This window comes from Streptomyces sp. (assembly GCF_019510245.1).
In the GTDB taxonomy this organism is placed as follows: domain Bacteria; phylum Actinomycetota; class Actinomycetes; order Streptomycetales; family Streptomycetaceae; genus Streptomyces.
In genome coordinates this window covers 1-2,988 of the sequence record NZ_JAEKKT010000431.1, presented here as the reverse complement: position 1 = coordinate 2,988, position 2,988 = coordinate 1, and the positions used below count along the sequence as shown (strand labels likewise).

Genomic DNA, 2,988 nt, shown 5'->3' with positions numbered 1-2,988 from the left:
GGTAGGTGCCGTCGCCGCCGTCGACGATGTGGTGGATGGTGACGACGTTGGGATGGTCGATCCGGGCCAGTGCCCGCGCCTCGCGCAGCACCCGCTCGCGCAGCACCCGCGCGCTGTCGGGGTCGTACTCGGCGAGGTCACGGTCGGGCGGGCGGACCTCCTTGACCGCGACCATCCGGTGCAGCACCAGGTCCCTGGCCCGCCAGACGGTGCCCATCCCGCCGCCGCCGAGACGGGCTTCCAACGCGAAGCGCCCGTCGACGACTCGGCTGCCGGGGACTTCGTCTGCCTCACTCATGGGCGGGAGCTTAGTTGCCCCCACCGACAGCGATCGCCGCCGCCTGCGTCACGGACACCGGGGGCCGACAGCTCTCGCAATGACCGTTCAGGCAGCGGGCGTTCGTCGACGACGTGCTTCATGCGCGCTCTGACCCGCTGCCACTTGGTGGCACCGGCCGCTCCCCGGCCGCAACACGCTTCTGCTGTACGGCCGTCGGCCCGGTCCGTCGCCCAGGTCGGCCACGGCGGACTCGCTGCGCGTGCCCTGCCCCTGAGCGTTGCCGGACCCGAGCTGACCGGCGGCCCAGGACGCGAACGGGAGTTCAGTGGGCCGGATTGCTCTCGGCCGTCCCGTGCGCTGCCTTGTTCTCCACGGACGCGGACTGACCGACATGCGGGGCGGACTCGGCCGGGGCGGCGGAGGAATGCGCGGCGCCGTCCTCCTTCATCGCCTTGGCCTCGCTATGCGCATCGACTTGCCGAGCCCGCGGGCGGCCTCGGGCAGCTTCTTCGAGCCGAACAGCAAGATGATCATGATCGCCACGATCAGCAGGTGCCAGGGCTCCAGTCCGTTGCGCAGCATGCCGCAGGTCCCTTCTCCGTACTCTTGGTTGCCAGCTTGCGCAACTGTACAACCACAGGCCCTGTAGCCGCCTCACTCGTCGGAGTCCTTCTTGTGGGGGGCCGCCGCGTACGCCTGCTCCGGTGTCATCGGGACCCCGTTGAGGGAGACCGTCTTGTAGGGGCTGACCTTGGCGCACTTCTTGGCCTGGTCGGCGGTCTGGGCCTGCGCGTTGGAGACCGCGGCCTTCGTGTCGGCGGGCGCCGGCGAGGACGAACCGCCCGGAAAGGTGGTGCCGCTCGTCCAGTCGCTGCCGATCACCAGGGTCAGACCGGTACCGGTGCCCTCCTCGAGGTGCGCGCTGGACAGCCCGAGCGCCTTGGCGGCCGTCTGCGCCCGGGCCTTCTGCCCGGTGCCGTAGGTGAGGGTGGTGGTGGTCGCCGGGCTCGGCGCGTTGGCGGTGGTCGTCGCGGAGCTGAAGCCCTGGCCGGTGAGCGCGTTCGCGATCGCGGAGGCGCGGCCGGTGATCTCGGTGCCGTTCTCGACGGTCACGGCGATCTCGGAGGCGGGTACCGCCGAGGCCGTGGCCGTCGCCGAGGCCGCCGTGGACTTCTTTCCGGAGCCGGCGCTCAGGGACTGGTCGTCGGCGATGCTGGAGAAGAGGGCCTTGGCACCCGCGCCCACCACGACCCGGTTGGTGTCGTTCGGATCGGCGCCGGTCTGCATCGTGGTGAAGGTCATCCGCTTGGTGGGGACCTTGTTCACGTCGGCCGCGAGCCCGATCAGCTTCTTGACGCTGCCGAGACCGTCGTCCACGGTGAGCGCCTTGGTGGCGGCGTCGGCGAGGGCGTAGACCGCGGTGGGGTCGGTGAGCGTGCCCGCACTCTTGAACTTCCGGATCATCGCGCTGAGGAAGATGTGCTGGGAGACCGTGCGGCCGAGGTCGCTGCCGTCCCCGAAGCCGTGGCGGGAGCGGACGAACTCCAGGGCCGCCTCTCCCTTGAGGGTGTGGGAGCCCATGGAGAGTTTCAGGTGCGAGTAGGTGTCGTACACGTTGTGGTCGACGCACACGGAGACACCCCCGACGGCGTCGGACATCTTGACCACGCCGGAGAAGTCGAGCTTGACGAAGTGGTCGATGGGGATGCCGGTGAGTTGGTGGATCGTGGCGACCTGGCAGGCGGGACCGTACCGGAGGGCGCTGTTGATCTGGCCGTAGTAGCCGGACGTGGACTGGCCGCTCGCGGTGTCCTTGCAGGCCGGGACGTCGACCATGGTGTCGCGGGGGATGCTCATGACGGTGGCGTTGGAGCGGTCGGCGGATATGTGCACCACCATCTGTACGTCCGCGTTGCCGTTTCCGGTCTGCACGCCGGTCTGGGAGCAGCCGCCGCCCAGTTTGCAGTCCGCCTTGCTGGTCCGGCCGTCCGAGCCCATGACCAGGATGTTGATCGGGGTGCGACCGAACGCGTCAGCCTTCTCCGAACCCCCCTTGCCGTCGAGCGACACACTGTTGATGTTGCCGTTGAGGTGCTGGTAGAACCACCATCCGGCACCGGCCGTGGCCAGGACGAGGACCGCCATGCACATCCCGACGATCTTCAGTACCCGCCTGCCGCGCCGCACCGGCCGGGCCCGGCGACGCGAGCGCTTGCCACCGTGCGAGCGGGCCGCGGCCCGCGTCGCGGCCCGGCCTCCGGGCCGAGGCGCACCGCCGGGCTCGCCCACCCGCTGCTCCGGCACCCGGCCGGTGCGGCTGCGCGTGGCCTGACCGCCCGGGCCGTCCCACGGGTCGCTCATCTACCACTCCAGGAAACGGTCGAGCCTCTCAGGCCGGGCCATGGGGTGGGCGGCCGGGCAAGCGCGGCGGTGTACAGGCAGGCCAAGCGGGAACCTCGGCCTGGGTTGCGTAGTTGCGCAATCTAACAAACCCCTGGCCCCGCCAGCACGGAGCCCGCCGCATTTCACAGGTGAGAGATCTCATGAGGGAACGCGGCAACCTCGCGGACACATTCGCCTTCACCTGCGGCGCTTTCCGCACCCCCGACAGCACCTGACACAGGGGTGGATCAAGGCCTGCTTGCGACGTTACCGCGCGCCGCGGCCGAGGCTGTACGGGCCGTGAGCTGGCCGACCATGACGCGGAC

1 protein-coding gene and 2 pseudogenes are annotated in these 2,988 nt (G+C 70.1%); all 3 read right to left on the bottom strand.

Going from position 1 to position 2,988, the window contains the following annotated elements; translation table 11 throughout:
* Nucleotides 1–298 (bottom strand): annotated as a pseudogene (locus tag JF597_RS53460) (serine/threonine protein kinase); the annotation flags it as partial.
* 304 nt (nucleotides 299–602) lie between these two features.
* Nucleotides 603–862: pseudogene (gene tatA, locus JF597_RS53455) on the bottom strand (Sec-independent protein translocase subunit TatA).
* A 72-nt stretch (nucleotides 863–934) separates the two neighbouring features.
* Nucleotides 935–2,641: an LCP family protein gene (locus tag JF597_RS53450; RefSeq protein ID WP_294014275.1), complete on the bottom strand. Its 1,707-nt coding sequence runs from the start codon at nucleotides 2,639–2,641 to the stop codon at nucleotides 935–937.
* Nucleotides 2,642–2,988 lie beyond the last annotated feature (347 nt).

Bases quoted from the DNA above. Each gene is read 5' to 3' on its own strand.
- JF597_RS53450 (WP_294014275.1), bottom strand. From the start codon at position 2,641: ATGAGCGACCCGTGGGACGGCCCGGGCGGTCAGGCCACGCGCAGCCGC.